General features: G+C 41.2%; 16 protein-coding genes. 5 read left to right on the forward strand and 11 right to left on the reverse strand.

Going from position 1 to position 16,854, the window contains the following annotated elements; all coding sequences use genetic code 11:
• Positions 1-21: 21 nt before the first annotated feature.
• Genes WKR92_RS06940 through WKR92_RS06950 form a run of 3 tightly spaced genes read left to right on the forward strand, consistent with a single transcriptional unit; the run spans position 22 to position 2,260 of the window.
• Positions 22-1,203, forward strand: coding sequence for a serine hydrolase domain-containing protein (locus tag WKR92_RS06940; protein WP_375557095.1), 1,182 nt, complete (start codon positions 22-24; stop codon positions 1,201-1,203).
• A gap of 53 nt (positions 1,204-1,256) precedes the next feature.
• Positions 1,257-1,562: a YbaB/EbfC family nucleoid-associated protein gene (locus WKR92_RS06945; protein ID WP_375557096.1), complete on the forward strand. Its 306-nt coding sequence runs from the start codon at positions 1,257-1,259 to the stop codon at positions 1,560-1,562.
• A 14-nt stretch (positions 1,563-1,576) separates the two neighbouring features.
• Positions 1,577-2,260, forward strand: a complete 684-nt coding sequence (locus tag WKR92_RS06950; RefSeq protein WP_375557097.1) for a metal-dependent hydrolase — start codon at positions 1,577-1,579, stop codon at positions 2,258-2,260.
• Between the two features lie 72 nt (positions 2,261-2,332).
• On the opposite strand, the gene WKR92_RS06955 is transcribed toward WKR92_RS06950, so the two are convergent.
• A complete protein-coding gene (locus WKR92_RS06955) occupies positions 2,333-2,842 on the reverse strand; it encodes a DUF2911 domain-containing protein (RefSeq protein WP_375557098.1) in 510 nt (169 codons plus the stop codon).
• A gap of 116 nt (positions 2,843-2,958) precedes the next feature.
• Here WKR92_RS06955 and hisS point away from each other — a divergent pair, with 116 nt between their 5' ends.
• Positions 2,959-4,329, forward strand: a complete 1,371-nt coding sequence (gene hisS / locus WKR92_RS06960; protein ID WP_375557099.1) for a histidine--tRNA ligase — start codon at positions 2,959-2,961, stop codon at positions 4,327-4,329.
• On the opposite strand, the gene WKR92_RS06965 is transcribed toward hisS, so the two are convergent.
• Genes WKR92_RS06965 through WKR92_RS07010 form a run of 10 tightly spaced genes read right to left on the reverse strand, consistent with a single transcriptional unit; the run spans position 4,316 to position 14,654 of the window.
• Positions 4,316-5,587 carry an acetyl-CoA hydrolase/transferase family protein gene (locus tag WKR92_RS06965; RefSeq protein WP_375557100.1) on the reverse strand — a complete coding sequence of 424 codons (1,272 nt, stop codon included), beginning with the start codon at positions 5,585-5,587 and terminating at the stop codon, positions 4,316-4,318. The two genes, hisS and WKR92_RS06965, sit on opposite strands and share 14 nt — an antisense overlap.
• A 6-nt stretch (positions 5,588-5,593) precedes the next feature.
• On the reverse strand, positions 5,594-6,925 hold the full coding sequence (gene argH / locus WKR92_RS06970) for an argininosuccinate lyase (protein WP_375557101.1): 1,332 nt from the start codon (positions 6,923-6,925) through the stop codon (positions 5,594-5,596).
• A gap of 16 nt (positions 6,926-6,941) precedes the next feature.
• Positions 6,942-8,009 carry a M20 family metallo-hydrolase gene (locus WKR92_RS06975; RefSeq protein ID WP_375557102.1) on the reverse strand — a complete coding sequence of 356 codons (1,068 nt, stop codon included), beginning with the start codon at positions 8,007-8,009 and terminating at the stop codon, positions 6,942-6,944.
• A complete protein-coding gene (proC, locus tag WKR92_RS06980; protein ID WP_375557103.1) occupies positions 8,009-8,824 on the reverse strand; it encodes a pyrroline-5-carboxylate reductase in 816 nt (271 codons plus the stop codon). The genes WKR92_RS06975 and proC overlap by 1 nt, the downstream gene beginning before the upstream one ends.
• A 9-nt stretch (positions 8,825-8,833) precedes the next feature.
• Positions 8,834-9,628, reverse strand: a complete 795-nt coding sequence (gene argB, locus WKR92_RS06985) for an acetylglutamate kinase (RefSeq protein ID WP_375557104.1) — start codon at positions 9,626-9,628, stop codon at positions 8,834-8,836.
• 3 nt (positions 9,629-9,631) lie between these two features.
• The gene (locus WKR92_RS06990; RefSeq protein WP_375557105.1) at positions 9,632-10,588 is read right to left on the reverse strand and encodes a Rossmann-fold NAD(P)-binding domain-containing protein; all 957 of its coding nucleotides are present in this window, start codon (positions 10,586-10,588) and stop codon (positions 9,632-9,634) included.
• Positions 10,589-10,626: 38 nt separating this feature from the next.
• Positions 10,627-11,760 carry an aspartate aminotransferase family protein gene (locus WKR92_RS06995; protein WP_375557106.1) on the reverse strand — a complete coding sequence of 378 codons (1,134 nt, stop codon included), beginning with the start codon at positions 11,758-11,760 and terminating at the stop codon, positions 10,627-10,629.
• A gap of 6 nt (positions 11,761-11,766) precedes the next feature.
• Positions 11,767-12,753, reverse strand: a complete 987-nt coding sequence (gene argC / locus WKR92_RS07000) for an N-acetyl-gamma-glutamyl-phosphate reductase (RefSeq protein ID WP_375557107.1) — start codon at positions 12,751-12,753, stop codon at positions 11,767-11,769.
• Entirely contained in the window at positions 12,750-13,946 is a 1,197-nt protein-coding gene (argG, locus tag WKR92_RS07005; protein WP_375557108.1) for an argininosuccinate synthase, read from the reverse strand. The genes argC and argG overlap by 4 nt, the downstream gene beginning before the upstream one ends.
• 15 nt (positions 13,947-13,961) lie before the next feature.
• Positions 13,962-14,654 carry a GNAT family N-acetyltransferase gene (locus tag WKR92_RS07010; protein ID WP_375557109.1) on the reverse strand — a complete coding sequence of 231 codons (693 nt, stop codon included), beginning with the start codon at positions 14,652-14,654 and terminating at the stop codon, positions 13,962-13,964.
• Between the two features lie 485 nt (positions 14,655-15,139).
• Between WKR92_RS07010 and WKR92_RS07015 the strand changes: the two genes are divergently transcribed.
• Positions 15,140-16,849: a glycoside hydrolase family 3 protein gene (locus WKR92_RS07015; protein ID WP_375557110.1), complete on the forward strand. Its 1,710-nt coding sequence runs from the start codon at positions 15,140-15,142 to the stop codon at positions 16,847-16,849.
• Positions 16,850-16,854 lie beyond the last annotated feature (5 nt).

A 16,854-nucleotide genomic window follows, 5' to 3' on the forward strand; every position in this document is an offset into this window, starting at 1 on the left:
AAATCAAGTTTCCACGATTACATGCTTAGAAAGTTAAAATTACTATTTTTTATTGTTCTATGTGTTTTTGTCGCCTGCTCCTCTGCTGAAAGCAAACGGATTAAGGCGGAAAAAAAGCAACAACTAACCGATAGTATACGGCTTATTTACGATCCTGCAAAGGCGGATGCTCGCATTGACGATTTTATGCAACGATTGCATAGTCGATCCGGTTTCAACGGAAACGTTTTGGTCGCTAAAAAAGGAAAGATCATATATCAGAATTCGTTTGGTTGGGCAGATTACTTGTATCGAGATAGTCTTGATATCGATTCCCAATTTGAGTTAGCATCGGTATCGAAACCGTTTACTGCTACGGCAATTCTAATGCTCGTCGAACAAGGTAAAATAAATTTAAGTCAAACAGTCAATGAATTTATACCTGACTTCCCTTACGAGGGAGTCACCATTCAGCAATTGTTGACTCATCGCTCAGGTCTTCCGAATTACATATATTTTATCGATGGCATTTGGAAGGATAAAACAAAAGGTCTTACCAATAAGGAAGCTATAGATTTGCTTATCGAAAAAAAACCAGCCAGATATAACACTCCCGACACTCGCTTTTTATATAATAATAGCAATTATATGGTCCTTGCGGCTATCATCGAAGTGGTTTCTAAACAGTCTTTTACCGTATTCATGCAAGAAAACCTGTTTCGGCCTTTCGGTTTAAAGAATACCGCGGTTTATTCTAAGGCTGATTACGAGGAGATTCCAACAGACGTGGTAGGTCACGACAAAGTTTTTCGACGCTCTGTGGTTCAGAATTTTTTAGATGGGCCAGTCGGAGATAAGGGCATCTATAGCACAGTGGGTGATTTGTTCCTGTTTGACAGAGCCCTTTCTGAAGGAAGAATAATAGGGAAGGAGTTATTAGATTCGGCTTATCAAGGCTATAGCGAACCTGTCCGTGGAGTTTTTAATTATGGGTATGGGTGGCGGCTCTATAAAGAAGGTGACCATACAGTGGCCTATCATACTGGTTGGTGGCATGGCTTTAAAAATCTTTATGTCAGAGATCTGAAAAATGATATCACCATTGTGCTTCTCTCCAATATGGCCAATAGTAGCTTAAATCATTTGGATGAAATATATGAGATATTGGACATGCCTGTTATTAGGCGTGGAGCATATAATAGCAATGGAGAGCTAATAGAGTAATATTAAGAACAATTAGTTGAATACAGTGTTTAATCGTTGAAAAACCGAATGTTATGTTTGATAAATTAATGCAGGCTCAGCAGAAAGCTGAAGAGGTAAAAAAGAGGCTTGACGGGATCAGTGTCTTTGGAGAGGTAGAAGGTGGAAAAATCAAAGTGATAGCCAATGGCAATAAGGAGATAAAAGAGATTTCGATTCAGTCGGATTTTTTAGAAGGGGCTGATAAAGAGGAACTAGAGGAGTTACTTGTCATTGCCGTAAACAAGGCGCTTTTACAAGCCGATCAGGTAAGTCAAAGTGAAATGCAAGCGGTAACTAAGGATATGTTAGGTGGGCTAGGAGGGATGTTTAACAAATAAAAAATAATAGCGGAATGAAAGCAACATATTTTGGTCATTCGACGGTTCATTTGGACCTAAACGGGACTCGGATTTTATTTGATCCTTTTATTACGCCGAATGAGCTTGCAAAAGACATTGAAATAGGCTCGATTAATCCTCATTATATTTTTTTAAGTCATTGTCATGGAGACCATGTCCATGATATGGCGCAAATACAACAGCAAAGTGATGCCCAGGTCGTCGCCATTGTTGAAACTGGGGACTGGGTACAAAAACAAGGAGTTCCTGAAGATAAGGTTACTGCAATGAATTTTGGAGGGACTATGAACGGTGGGTTTGGGTCGGCCAAAATAGTCTATGCATTACATACGAACGGAGCGCCGGATGGGAGCTATGCGGGTGCACCTGCGGGATATTTGCTTAAATCACAAGGTAAGACAATTTATTTCGCTGGGGATACTGCCCTAACACTCGAAATGCAACTGTTGAAAGACGAACAAATTGATTGGGCTTTTCTGCCGATTGGGGGATACTTCACAATGGATGTAAATGACGCCATTCAAGCCGCTAAGTTAATTAATTGCCAAAATATTATCGGAATCCATTATAACACGTTTCCGCCAATCAAGATTGACGAAGCAGATGCACAAAAGCGGTTTCAAGATGTGGGACTTAATCTGCATCTATTAGAAATAGGATCTTCGATCGATTTATAAGGGCAGACGAAAACTTAAAAGGCTTGTCCAGCTAAACTGGACAAGCCTTCGTATACAAGTTGCTCAATTACCTTATTCAACATTAAAAGAAAGCACGGCGTCACCCCAAAGTAGATTCACTTTGCCTTTTTTATCAACGCGTATCGTAAACTGTTCTACCATCGGATTCCCCAGACTTGTGGTAGTTTTTACCCGTAATGCATCTGCTGCTTCATCGTATTTAGTACCCCACTGATTCCAGGTTTTGTTAAATATAATAGTAGATTGGCTCTCTCCGGGTATCGTGTATAGACTATATTTTCCCGCTGGTAATTTCTGGCCGTTAACTTTGACATCCTTGTCGATTTCAAAAGTCGTAGCTTCGTTTGCACCAGTTCGCCATACCTTGCCAATTGGGGTCAATGTAGCCAAATCACGTCCTTTTAGATAAGGGCGACTGTAATCGATTGTTATTGTAACTCCATTGTCGGTTGTCACCGTTATTGAGTCGGGCGGGCTTGCCCTTTTTGTTTTGTCCTGCTGTGCCATAGAATTTAACGTAAATCCGATGGTCAGCGCTAGGAGGAAGATTATTTTTTTCATAATTAATGGGTTATTTGTGATACCTAATTTAGCAAAAGAAAAATAAAAATAGCAATTTTTCATATTGCAGAGATCAACTTATTTTACAATGGACTGTAATGATTACCTTTGCGAATATGGCAAAGATAAAACCATCAATACCGAAAGGCACACGTGACTTCTCCCCATTGGAAATGGAGAGACGTAATTATATATTTGATACAATAAAAGGCGTTTTTAGAAAGTTTGGTTATAGTGAAATACAAACACCTTCTTTTGAACACTTGACAACACTCACCGGAAAGTATGGAGATGAAGGCGATCAGTTGATATTCAAAATATTAAATTCAGGGGAGTTCCTATCGAAGCTTACAAAGGGCCAACTGACCACAGTTGATTCTAAAACTCTGATACCTTTCATATCAGAAAGAGCACTTCGTTACGACTTGACCGTGCCATTCGCTCGCTATGTGGTTATGCACCAAAATGATATAACTCTTCCATTTAAACGTTTTCAGATACAACCTGTCTGGCGCGCAGACCGCCCGCAGCGCGGTAGGTATAGAGAGTTCTATCAGTGTGATGCGGATGTCGTTGGTTCAGACAGCCTACTTAACGAGGCTGAGTTTATTGCGATTTATTATGAAGTACTTACATCATTAGGACTAAGAGATTTTAGCATTAAGATCAATAATAGGAAGGTTTTAGCTGGTATTGCGGAAGTGTTGAATCAGACGGATCGTCTAATTCCTATGACAGTTGCGATTGATAAGCTGGATAAGATCGGCGTGGAAGGTGTAATTCGTGAACTATCGTCTAATGGCTTCGGTGAAGAAGAAATTAGTCAGCTACGGCGAATTCTAGAATCATCGGGGAGCGTAGAGTCACAATTACAGGTTTTAAAAGATACATTGAAGACTTCAACTATTGGGCAAAAGGGGATTGATGAGATTGAGCAAGTGCTGGAATATGTCACACTTCTTAACAAAGATATCTTCAAGTTTTTGGAACTCGATATTACTCTGGCGAGAGGCTTGAACTATTATACCGGGACCATTCTGGAGGTCAAAACTAACGAGGTTCAAATGGGGAGCATCGGAGGGGGAGGAAGATATGATGACCTGACAGGAATGTTCGGCACATCGGGACTTACTGGAGTAGGTATTTCTTTCGGCGCAGACCGGATATACGATGTATTATTGGAGCTTGGTCTCTTTCCAGAAGAGACTAGTATCGGAACGCGTGTCTTGATAACTAATTTTGATAGTGCAACCGAGGCCTACGCCTTACCCTTGTTGACGAAGCTACGGACACACGGGGTATCAGCTGAACTTTATCCTTCGGCGGCCAAGCTAAAAAAACAAATGACCTATGCGAATGCCAAGAATATACCTTTTGTCGTGCTCATCGGTGAAGATGAAATGAGAGCCGGTATCTATACTCTAAAGAATATGATTGACGGCTCCCAAGTGCAAGTTTCCGAAGCCGATCTGTTTAAATTGATTTAAAGATAGAGAACGCTTCTTTTTCAATTTGTTCTTGATGGTCAGGGTGAGCGATTCGAATCAATTCTTTTGCACGATCGCGAAGGTTTTTTCCGTGTAAATAGGCTACACCGTACTCGGTAGCAACATAATGGACATGAGCACGCGTGGTAACCACGGATGCTCCAGGTTTTAATAGAGATACAATCCTTGAAATCCCTTTATTTGTCACGGAAGGAATCGCAATAATGGGCTTGCCTCCTTTTGAAAGAGCAGCCCCTCTCATAAAGTCCACCTGGCCTCCTACACCGCTATATTGTCTGGTCCCAATGGAGTCAGCACATACTTGACCAAAAATGTCCACTTCGATTGCACTGTTGATTGCTGTCACTTTCGGATTTTTAGAAATGGTAACAGGATCATTTACATATTCGATGTCCAGCATTCTTACCAAAGGGTTATGGTCTAGAAAGTCGTATAGTTTTTTTGATCCAATTGAAAAACTGGAAACAATAGCTCCGGGATGACTTTTCTTTTCACGGTTATTTATAATTCCTTTTTCAAACAAAGGCACAACACCGTCCGAAAACATTTCAGTATGGATGCCCAAGTTCTTATGATTGGTCAAACACTGGAGTACTGCATTAGGGATACCACCGATACCCATCTGCAGAGTAGCTCCATCTTCAACTAGTGCAGCCACGTTCCTTCCAATAGCTAATTCAATCTCAGTCGGCTCTTTTAGTTGTTGTGCATAGATTGGATAATCTACGTCAACATATGCAGTTATTTCGGAAATATGAATTACTCCATCGCCCATTACAACTGGCATATGCGGGTTTACTTCTGCAATGATGATGGATGCTTTCTCAACAGCTGCGCGTGAAATATCACACGAAACACCCATGGAACAATACCCATTCTTGTCTGGTGGTGAAACGGATATTAACGCAACATCCAACGGAACTAGGCCGCTTCTGAAAGCCTTGGGTATCTCACTCAAAAACATAGGCACATAGGCCGCACGTCCTTCGTTGATAGCTTTGCGTATATTGGCTCCTACAAAAAAGGCATTGATGTCAAATGATTCGGCGTGTTCGGCATCTCCATATGGAGCTTCCCATTCCGTATGCATACTATACACTTTCACATTTTTAATTTCAGAGCTTCGATTAGACATCGCCTTCACTAATTCGCGCGGCGTAGCAGCTGCTGAATGAATAAAAACACTATGATTTGACTCAATTAGCTTTACAGCTTCTTCTGGATTCTGATATTTCATGAGGCGTTACTTTACAAGATTCTCAATTGCAGTATGTACTTTCTCAAAGTTAAACGAATTATAGACTTGGGTGAAGTCTTCACGAATTTCTTTATGGCACAAATTGCCAATACTCCCTTCATGTGTGTGCTTAACCGCGCGTATCGGCTGGAAAGTTCCAGACTCGATTGCTGCACCAATGTTTTTATATGCTTCACGGAACGGAACGCCGTTTAAAACCTCATTATTCACCACTTCCACACTAAATAAATAGTCATACTTTGAGTCGTCGAGTATGTTGTCTTTAATAATGATGTGTTCGAGCATATATTTGCTTATCAACAGACATTCATTGAGGGACTCGAAGGCCGAAAATAGATTTTCCTTTAAAAGTTGTAGGTCGCGATGATAGCCTGACGGTAAATTAGTTGTCATCATCGCGATTTCATTCGGTAGTGCCTGAATTTTATTGCAGCGAGAACGAATTAATTCAAAAACATCTGGATTTTTTTTATGCGGCATAATGCTTGACCCAGTAGTTAATTCGTCCGGAAATGAGATGAACCCAAAGTTCTGATTGATGTATAAACATACATCCATTGAGAACTTTGCCAGAGTTGCGGCAATTGATGAAATGCCCTGTGCAATAATTCGTTCTGTTTTGCCTCGTCCCATTTGTGCGTACACAACATTATAGTTTAAACCATCAAAGCCCAACAGTTCAGTAGTGAGCGTTCTGTTTAAAGGGAAAGAGGATCCATAGCCAGCTGCAGATCCTAAAGGGTTTTTATTGCTCACTTTCCACGCGGCTAACATCATCTCTAAGTCATCAATCAGACTCTCGGCATATGCGCCAAACCATAGTCCGAATGAAGAAGGCATGGCTATTTGTAGATGCGTATAACCCGGGATCAGTACATCCTTATATTCTTCACTCAAGTTGTTCAGCTGATCGAACAGAAGCTTGCTATTGTTTACAATTTTTTCGATCTCAGATCTAAAAAATATTTTCAAGTCGACCAGTACTTGGTCATTTCTGGATCTACCACTATGAATTTTCTTACCTGCGTCGCCAATGCGCTGTGTTAGGATGAGCTCAACCTGAGAATGGATATCTTCGACACCCTCTTCAATCTCAAAGTTTCCATCGTTGATCTCACGATAAAGCTTTTTTAACTCCTTATGGATACTTTCTAGTTCGCTCAACGATAATAATCCAATAGTATGGAGCATCTTCGTATGAGCAAGAGAGCCAATAACATCTGCTGTGGCTAATTGGAGGTCAAGTTCGCGATCATTACCTACAGTAAATTTTTCTATTATATTTTCAGTTTGACTACTTTTTTCCCAGAGTTTCATTTTTTAGAGTGTTTTATTAGATAAGTACGGCTTTAAGCATCTCGATATATAAATTAATGCCGTCCTCGATTTCGTGGATGTAAATATACTCATTTGCCGTATGGGACCGCGCGGAATCACCCGGCCCTAATTTTAGCGAAGGAACATCCAAAAGTGCTTGGTCGCTTGTCGTCGGTGAACCATAGGTTTTCCTGCCAAGATCTAAGCCTGCCTGCACGATCGGGTGTTCGGGTGCGATTGCGGACGGTTTCAAGCGAGTAGACCTTGCCACCGCATTTGATTTGATACTCGCTTTGATAATCTCGAGCACCTCTTCATTCCGATAGGCATCCGTTACTCGGACATCTACCGTAAATTTACAGCTTGATGGGATAACATTATGTTGAGACCCTGCCTCTATTATTGTAACGTTCATTGAGATTGGGCCAAATAAAGTCGATTCTTTAGGGAACCTATGATTTCTAAACCAATTGATATCCTCGATTGCGTTATAAATCGCGTTATCTCCTTCATTTCTGGCTGCATGTCCCGCCTTGCCAGGTGCTTCACAATCAATAACCATAAGTCCTCTCTCAGCAATAGCAAGATGCATCAAAGTCGGTTCTCCGACGATCGCAAAACTGATTTCACCAATTTCGGACAGGATCGATTCTATTCCGTTTCTTCCAGAAATTTCTTCTTCAGCTGTCGCAGCATAACATAAGTTGTATTTTAAATTTCGTCCGTCATAAAAGTACAGAAAGACAGCCAGCAAGGAAACGAGGGCACCTCCTGCATCATTACTTCCCAGTCCATATAACTTTCGATCATCTACTATTGGACTAAAAGGGTCATGAGTGTATCCAGCGTTAGGCTTTACCGTGTCGTGATGTGAGTTGAGGAGAATTGTAGGTTTACTTTCATCGAAATGTTTATTGTAACACCAAACATTATGATCCTTGCGGTGGGTTTTCACTTTTCTGTCGGCTAAAAAACTAGCAATTGCATCAGCTGTATTTTTTTCCTCTCGACTGAAAGAAGGAATACTAATAAGCCTTTTAAGAAGTTCAATGCTGTCGTTTGTAAGCGTTTGTAAGGATTTCATCACATTTTGTTTTCGTTCTGATATAGACCGCCAGCTTTTTGCGCAGATAGTTTAATCCCTTTGATCATGGATGAACTAAATCCGTTGTGTTCCATTTCGTTGAGACCTGCAATCGTACAACCCTTTGGCGATGTTACTTTGTCGATTTCACTTTCTGGGTGACTTTGCATTTGTAATAATAAATCTGCAGCGCCTTTAGCGGTTTGTATTGCCATCTTTAAGGCCTCATCTGCATGGAATCCGACCTCTACACCCCCTTGGGATGCTGCTCTAATAGATCTTAAAAAAAATGCAATTCCACATGCACATAATGCAGTAGCAGCTGTCATTAGTTCTTCATTGATTTTGATAACTGAACCAACCGTTTTAAAAAGAGTTGCTGCCTCTTCGATAGCTTCAGGAGGGGCATGGTCGCCCGCAATACAGGTCATCGACTGTCCAATTGATATCGCCGTATTAGGCATGGCGCGGATAACCTCAACATTGTTGCCCAATTGGCTACGGATGTCCTGACATGTTACACCTGAAACTACAGATACTACCAACTGCTTTTCGGGAATGATATTCCCGTCGATTTGACTAATAACTTCATTCAATTGCTGAGGCAAGACAGCTAATACGATGATATCAGCTCCTTTGATAGCATCAGCGTTGTTGTCGCTTGTCAAATAGCCTTCTGCCGATTGTGCAGAAAGATGTTTGAGGTTTCTTCGGGTGAGTGTAATGTCTTCTGCCTTACAATACGACCTATTTACCAACCCACTGGCTAATGAGAGGCCGATATTTCCGGATCCGATGATCGTAACTTTTTTCATTTTAGGTTTTTATTTTATGATTCGTGTGCCAAACTGGCTGCTATCTACAAATTTTAAATCGGACGCCTGGCCAACTAGGACCTCACAAACCCCCTTGTCAATCGCATCAAAGGCGTTATGAAGCTTCGGAATCATTCCACCAGCAATTACCCCTTCCCTTTGTAAATTGTCGAAATCTTCCCTTTTGATTTCAGTTACGAGCGATTTTTCATCGTTTACATCTCGCAACACTCCTTTTTTTTCAAAACAATATATTAGTGATACTGAATATGAAGTAGATAGTGCGGTGGCAATACTGGATGCTATTGTATCTGCATTCGTATTAAGAAGTTGGCCTTTCCCGTCATGGGTTATCGCAGAAAACACTGGAACGAGACCATTCTCTAGAAAAATAGACAATGTGTGTGTGTCAACCGAATCGTCCTGAATATCGCCCACCAAGCCATAATCAATTGACTTCACCGGACGTTTAATTACTCTGATAGAATTTGCATCAGCTCCCGAAAGACCCACAGCATTACAGCCAGTAGCTTGCAATTGAGCAACGACCTTTTTATTTACCAACCCCGCGTACACCATCGTCACTATATCCAACATGGCCTCATCTGTGATTCGTCGACCCTCAACCATTTTTGCCTCAATACCCATCTTAGAAGCAAAATCGGTTGCAATCTTACCGCCTCCGTGAACCAATATCTTTTTCCCTTCTATTGCATTGAAGTCCGATAAAAACTCTGTTAATAGAGAAGGGGAATCGATAATATTTCCCCCAATCTTGATAATTCTTAGTTTATCTTTATTCATTTGCTAAGAATCAGAAGTTAATATTTCTTTTAAAACCGTTTGAGCGGCCCACAAGCGATTTCCTGCTTCTTTTTGAACAAGCGACTGAGGCCCGTCTAATATAGCTGAAGCCAATTCCACATCGCGGCGCACCGGCAAGCAATGCATTACCTTGGTGTTTTTTGATAATTGATCTGGAGCGATCATCCAATTTTTATCTGTGCTAATGACCTTGCCGTAGTCATGGTAGCTCGACCAGTTCTTAACATACACAAAATCGGCGTCATTGATCGCTTCTTCTTGATCGTAGATAATGCGGCTGTTTCCCGTAAATTCATCTGCCAGTTCGTATCCTTTCGGATGAGTAATACAAAAATCAATCATTCCTTCTTTTTCAGCTCGATTCATCCATTCAGCAAACGAATTCGGGACAGCCTGAGGTAGCGCTTTTACATGCGGAGCCCAGGAAAGTACAACTTTTGGTTTGGTGACCGTTTTGTGCTCTTCTATGGTTAAAAGGTCGGCAAAACTTTGTAGAGGATGTCGAGTTGCGCTTTCTAGGCTTATTAATGGAACCGCACAAAACTCCATAAACTTGTTGAATAGTGTTTCATTATAATCTTCCTCACGATCTTTCAGTGAGGGGAATGACCGAAATCCAACCACATCACAATACTGGCCAATAACGCCGGCTGCCTCTCGTATATGTTCCACGGTCGTGCCGTCCATAGCAACACCGTCGCGTGTCTCGAGCGCCCATCCTTCTTGCCCCATATTCATTACCATTACCTGCATCCCTAAATTTAACCCTGCTTTTTGAGTACTCAAACGGGTTCTCAAGCTGGGATTCAAAAAGATGAGCCCTAATGTTTTATTTTCTCCAAGTGTTTTATCCTCAAAAGGAGATGCTTTTACCGCCTTTGCTTTTTCAACAAATTGTTTTAGGTCAGGTACATCGTTTACAGAGAAGAAATTTTTCATATTATATTGTTTTGAGATTTGGATCTAAGAAAAGTGAATTAAGCCATGGATAAACGCTTGTTTAGTGCCTCTAGAAAAAAATCAGCATCCTTTTTGGTGATATTCAAAGCCGGAAGCAGACGTATAACATTGGGGTTGGCTGTTCCGGTGAATATATGATCCTTAAAAAGGAGATCCTTTCTGATGTGCTTTAATTCTTCAGGGAGATCGATTCCAATCATTAACCCGCGACCTCTGACCGCAAGAGTTTTATCAAAAGTCCGTAATTCATCTAATAGGTACGCTCCTATATTTTTAGCGTTGTCAATTAAGTTTTCAGTTTTGATCACTTCGAGAACCGCGATACCGGCAGCACAGGCTAGATGACTGCCACCAAAGGTCGTCCCTAACATGCCATGCCAAGGTGTAAATTTAGGAGACAGTACGATGCCGGCGATTGGATATCCATTGCCCATACCTTTCGCCATAGTGTAAATGTCGGCTTTGAGATTAGAATCATCCTGCGCATAAAACCGCCCTGAACGGCCATATCCGCATTGTACCTCATCGGCTATAAACACCGCATCATAGGCGCTCGTAAGTTCTCTGATTTTTGCAAGAAATAGGGGGGTAGCTTCTTGGATACCTCCGACCCCCTGTATACTCTCAACGATTACCGCTGCGATCTCTTCTCCATATGTTTTAAATGCACTTTCTAATGCATCTTCGTCATTGAACGGAAGAAACTCAATATCATGCTGATTTACCGGCGCAACAATTTTTGGATTGTCGGTGCAGGCCACTGCCAAGGATGTACGACCATGGAATGCACCTGTAAAAGCGATGATTTTTTTTCTGTTATTATAAAAAGAAGCAACCTTAAGCGCATTTTCGTTGGCTTCGGCACCTGTCGAGCAAAGGAATAGCGAATAATCTTGTTTATCAGAAGCTTCTCCTAGGAGGCGCGCTAATTCTTGTTGAAGAGGATTTAGAACCGAGTTGGAATAAAAAGCAACGGCATTTAACTGATCGGTTAGCTTTTGTACATAATGGGGGTGTGTATGCCCGATAGAGATAACAGCGTGCCCTCCATATAGGTCGAGGTATTTTTGACCAGCAGCATCCCAGACATTGAGCCCAGCAGCCTTTGCGATCTCAATAGGGTTCAGTGGATATACGTCAAAAACTTTCATAGGTTTCTAATATACAATAGATTTCAAATTCAGTCCTGTTTTTTCTTCGAAACCAAACATTAAGTTCATGTTTTGTACTGCCTGACCGCTTGCTCCTTTGAGGAGATTGTCGGTCATGCTGATAATGAGTAACAGATCTTCATGTTTAACGAGATGCAACAACGACTTATTGGTGTTAACGACTTGCTTCAAGTCAATATTTCTTTTACTTACATGTGTAAAAGGATGATCTGCGTAGTAGGTTTCATATAGGTCATAAGCTTCCTCAATACTCAAGTCGCTTTTCAGGTAATTCGTTGCGAATATGCCGCGGGGGAAGTCACCTCGCTGTGGTATAAAGTTAATTTGTGGACGTGGCATCGATGGCTGGGAAAGAACCTCACCTATTTCTGCCAAATGTCGATGCTGAAACATATTATAGGTGGATAAGTTATTGTTCCGCCAGCTAAAATGCGTTGTAGAGCTTGGACTCTGACCTGCGCCGGTAGCCCCAGTCGTTGCATTCACATGAACTTCGCTTTGTATCAAGTCATTTTGAGCCAGCGGCAATAAAGCCAATTCTATTGTAGTCGCAAAGCAGCCAGGGTTAGCAATATTCTTGGCAGATTGAATTGCCCTTCGCTGTAGCTCAGGCAACCCGTACACAAACTCACGACCCTCAAAATGCGCATTGTCTTTTAACCTGAAGTCCTGACTTAAATCAATGATGCGAACCTCTTCCGATATTTTATGATTTGATAAGAATTTTCGTGCATTGCCATGTCCTACGCATAAGAACAATACATCAATATCCTGATTAAGGCTCGTTGAGAAATGGAGATCGGTCTCCCCCAACAAATCCAGATGGATGTCGGATATCGGGTTACCACCATTGCTTTCACTGTGAGCGAAGGCTATTTCTACCGACGGGTGATTTAAAAGTAATCTAATCAATTCGCCGCCAGTGTAGCCTGCAGATCCGACGACACCTACTTTCAGTGGCTGTTTACTCATTTCTCACCTCCTTTATTCACTTTATGCCAAATCATGACCTGATTCCCAAAAATCTTAGAGAAGCCTTTCACATCGTCTCCTGTCCATGCATTATTCATTTCACCATAACTGCCAAATTTATTAGACATCAAATCGTTTTCAGACTCAATCCCAATTATATGGAAGCGGTGTGGGTTTAGTTCGATCGAAACAGTGCCGTTTACAACCTGTTGTGAACTGGTTAAAAACGCCTCGATATCGCGCATAACTGGATCGTGGAACTGTCCTTCATGTAGCCAGTTACCATAGAATCCGGCAAGTTGGTCCTTCCAGCTCAATTGCCATTTTGTTAGTGTATGTTTTTCTAAGGTGTGGTGTGCTTTAATAATGATGATAGGAGCAGCCGCTTCAAAGCCTACTCGGCCTTTTATTCCAATAATCGTATCGCCGACGTGAATATCTCGACCGATGCCATAAGGCTGGGCGATTTCTTGTAATCTCTGAATCAAGGAAACCGGTTTTAGTCGTTCGCCGTCTAATCCTACAGGCTCTCCTTGTTCGAAATCAATTCGCACAGTCCTTTTTTCTTTAGCTGTTAAAGGAGTTGGCCATGCCTCTTCCGGTAATGTTTGGTCGGATGTTAATGTTTCTTTTCCTCCAACAGAGGTTCCCCAAATCCCTTTATTAATTGAATATTTAGCTTTTTCTGCATTCAGCTCTATTCCGTGCTGCTGCAGGTATGCTATTTCTTCTTCCCGGCTCAGTTTCTTATCTCGTATCGGTGTGATAATCTCAATATTCGGTATCAATATATTGAAAATCATATCGAATCGGACTTGGTCATTCCCAGCTCCGGTACTGCCGTGTGCCACATAGTCGGCATCAATTTCTTGAACGTATTTAGCGATTGCTGTTGCTTGCGAAACACGTTCTGCGCTTACTGAGAGAGGGTATGTCGCATTTTTAAGAACATTACCGAAGATTAAATATTTGATACTTGATTCGTAATAGTTTTCAGACTCGTCGACGGTATGATGGGATGTTACACCCATCGCATAGGCGCGTTTTTCAACTTGTTTTAATTCGTCCTCAGTAAAGCCACCTGTATTCACCAAAACAGAATGTACTTCTAGATCTAGTTCACGCGTTAAATAAACGACACAATAAGAGGTGTCAAGACCTCCGCTATATGCTAATACTACTTTTTTCTTCATTGCTAAATTTATGTTTTAATGCAGAATCATTGTAAAAATCATTTTTGTTGACCGCCGGAGCTTTATTCCAAGTCTCTTCAGGAGTGACGATTTCTTTGTTATTTGCTTTAGACGTTCTCGCGCACGCGCTTTTTCCTCAATTTTCAGGCGGATTTCTTTTTCCTTTTCCGCCGGATCCCAAAGCATAGCAGTGCAAAGACAATTCTTGCGGCCTTTACTTTGCAAAACATCGTAATTTACACAGCTTTGGCAGCCTTTCCAAAATTCTTCGTCTTGAGTTAATTCTGAATAGGGGACAGGCTCATAACCTAAATCTGAGTTGATTTTCATAACAGCAAAGCCCGTCGTCAGTCCAAAAATTTTAGACTTCGGATATTTTTCTCTCGAAAGGTTGAAAATCCGTTTTTTAATGGCTTTGGCTAATCCAACATTCCGATATTCCGGGTTTACTATTAAACCTGAATTTGCAACATATTCGCCGTGACTGAATGTTTCAATATAACAGAAGCCAGCCCAGAGGGAATCTTCTCTAGTTAAAGCAATTACGGCTTTACCTTCCCGCATTTTCTGACTGACATATTCAGGTTTCCTACGAGCTATACCCGTACCACGTGCTTTTGCCGATTCGGCCATTTCATCGCATATTTGCTCTGCATACTTGATATGTTGCTCCGTCGCGGGGATCACAACAAAATCTGAAAGATTCATTGACAAAGACTCATTAATTGTTAATTACAATTGTTTACTAAATATTTTTTGTGAGAGCTTCCAGTAGACGGGGCTTATCTATGGAAGATGAAGAAAGATTGCCAAATACTAAGCCCTTGGCTTTAGCGGTCGTCGGACTCTAAAGGTTAAATTATCAATAGAACGAGGATCATAAATACCAGCATGCGGCGTCCGTAATGGAGCCTGCAAGGCATGATATGTATCGTTTAATAATAATTCCATTGTCTTTTGAATTGCCAAAGATACAAATGTAGTGATTATTATTTATAAATCTCCATATAAATTGCTATATTTTTAATAATATCATGTAGCTATTAATAAAATGTTAGCTCTTTAAGTTGACTTATTGTTTTTTTTCATCTAAATAGCAGCATTGTAATGAAAGTTACAACAATGTTTTTCTCACACCAGATTGGGATTTATTGATACTTGCTTGTTATCTTTGACGTCATTATAAAAATGTTATGAAAATTAGGCTGGTATTTTTGGTCGGACTGTTTTTATCTTTTAATAGTCTTGTTTCAGGTCAACAGCGACCGAATTTCGTTGAGTTTATTAATAGCCAGCACGACTGGGTAGACTCCGTATACAATAAATTGAATAAAAAGAAGCGAATCGCGCAACTTTTTATGGTTAGAGCTCATACGAATTTGGGACAAAATTATATCGACTCAGTCGCTAAAGTCATTAAGAAAGAAGGGTTGGGTGGAGTTGTGTTATTCCAGGGAGGACCGGTTAGGCATGCTAACCTGATCAATGAATATCAGGCTGTTTCTGAAGTTCCTCTTTTGTTCGCACTTGATGGAGAGTGGGGTTTAGGTATGCGTTTGCCTGATTCTACCGTTTCTTATCCTTACCAGATGGCTCTAGGCGCGATACAAGATAATGATCTCATTTATCGGATGGGTCGCGAAATAGCAAAAGATTTTAAGCGTTTGGGCTTGACTGTGAATTTCGCACCTGTTGTCGATGTAAATAACAATCCACGGAATCCGGTGATAAATTATCGTTCTTTTGGAGAGGATAAAAGAAATGTTACTCGAAAAGGAGGAGCCTATATGAAAGGAATGATGGATGAGGGCATCATTGTATCGTTGAAGCACTTTCCAGGACACGGCGACACTGATGTAGATTCGCACCATGATCTGCCGGTACTTTCCTTCAGTCGCGAGCGGCTCGATTCTCTCGAAATGTATCCATTTAGAGAACTAATTAAAGAAGGGGCGTCGGGCGTCATGGTCGCTCATATGAATATTCCAAGCTTAGACAATACGCCTAATTTGCCCTCGTCTTTGTCCGAAAAGGTGATTAGTGAGATACTAAAAGGCGAATTAGGGTTTAAAGGCCTCACATTTACGGATGCGATGGACATGCGAGGTGTAGTCAAATACTTTAAAAATGGCGAAGCTGATGTTCGTGCTATCATCGCGGGAAATGACATCCTTGAACTTTCACAAGATAGTAAACGTGCGATTAAAGCAGTTCGTAAAGCAGTTCGTCAGAAGCGCATCGATAAAGACGACCTAGAGCGCCGTGTTAAAAAAGTATTAGCATCGAAATATTGGTTGGGCTTGGATAATATTAAGCCTGTAAATCTTCAGAACCTGTATTCCGATCTTAACAGGCGAGCGTCTTTGCAATTAAGCCAAACATTAGCTGATCACGCAATTACGGTGTTGAAAGGAAAAAGGAAACTGTCTGAGCTTTCGTTCACTCGAAAAACAGCAATTATTAGTATTGGCACAAATGAGCTTAGCCCATTCCAGAGAATTCTCAACGATCGTTTAGACAATGAACTTCCATTCCTTCTAAGCGAAAATGCTACCGCCGATGAAGTTTCAAGGGTGAGTTCTGCGCTAAGGAACTACGATCAGGTGATCGTCGCCTTACATGATTCTAGGACAAGACCAGGTAGTACACTCCGTTACAATAGCACGGTTAAGTTGTTTATTAGCCAGCTCGCAAGTACGAGTGCTCATTTTGTTTTGTTTGCGAATCCTTATACACTAGCATCCTTGCCTGGGATCGAAGCTGCTAACTCGCTGATGATAGGCTATCAGAACGACGAAACTTTACAACGGGCTGCAGCAAAGGTGATTTTGAGAGAAATTGAAGCTACCGGAAAGTTGCCGGTTACCGTCAATACTTTTTTTAAATATGGAGATGGTCAATAGATGCG

Origin of the sequence: Albibacterium profundi (assembly GCF_042159835.1) — a bacterium.
In the GTDB taxonomy this organism is placed as follows: Bacteria; Bacteroidota; Bacteroidia; order Sphingobacteriales; family Sphingobacteriaceae; genus Albibacterium; species Albibacterium profundi.